Origin of the sequence: Helicobacter sp. MIT 05-5294 (assembly GCF_000765675.1) — a bacterium.
In the GTDB taxonomy this organism is placed as follows: domain Bacteria; phylum Campylobacterota; class Campylobacteria; order Campylobacterales; family Helicobacteraceae; genus Helicobacter_D.
Genome location: NZ_JRPA02000069.1, coordinates 1 through 928, shown reverse-complemented (window position 1 = coordinate 928; position 928 = coordinate 1). Strand labels below are relative to the sequence as shown.

Annotated in this window: 1 protein-coding gene; it reads right to left on the bottom strand. The window is 43.0% G+C overall.

Annotated elements, in window-relative coordinates:
- Nucleotides 1–928 (bottom strand): flagellin hook IN motif-containing protein (locus LS69_RS10060; protein ID WP_275050977.1); only part of this gene is annotated, 928 nt, incomplete at both ends.

Here is a 928-nt window from a genome sequence, read left to right as displayed (position 1 = left end):
GAAATCTACTTCACGGATTCCACTTTCAGCAGATTTTACATTCACTTGAGTGATTGTAATGTTGTTGATTGTAGATTGCATTTGTTGTTGCACAGAACCTAAGTCTGAACGAATTGTGTCTAGTTGCTTAATCGCGGATTCTGCGATGTCCATTACTAGCATTGCGCCTTTGAGGCTCATTACACCTGCACCCATTTCAGTCGCTGCATTGGAAACTACACCAATAGAAGCTTTGGTAGTGTCGGAATACTCGCCCTTGATGTTTCTTAGGGTTGTTACCGCAGAGGCACTCATTGAGGATGATATACTACCAGCTCCATAAGTTCCTTTTGTCATAATATCGTTCGCACCGAGTTGAGTAAGATTCAAGCGACCAACATATTGACCATCATCAATACCTGCATCATCAAGACCTTGCACAGAAATACCGCGACCATCTACGGAGGTTAATTGAAGTTTCCCATCTCTTGTAATAGAAGCTTCGACCCCTGTGGTATCTTTGTAAGCATTGATTGCTTTGAGTAATCTACCATCGCCATCATGGATTGCAGTTCCGCTGATTACCCCGATATTAACACCATTAATCACGACTCCTGTTAAGCTGTTTGCCGCTGAGAGTTTGTTTCCTTTAAGTAGGACTTCCGCTTCTGCTCTCACTCCGCCAAGCTCATCAGAGTAGCGGTTGATTGCTTCTGCCAACACTCCAAGACCTGTTCCTGCACTATGAGAAAGCTTCACGCTTTCAAGTGCTCTATCAATCCCCATAGTGGTGAAAGTCAAACTTGCTGTTCCAAATTGAGCTTGTCCTGTTTGCATAAAGGTTTCTGTCCTTACATGCCCAATCTTATCAGAACTTGTTGCACCAATACTTGCACGAATGGTTTGGTTAGAGTAAGCACCTACTTGGAATTCTTTGTTTGTAAATCCA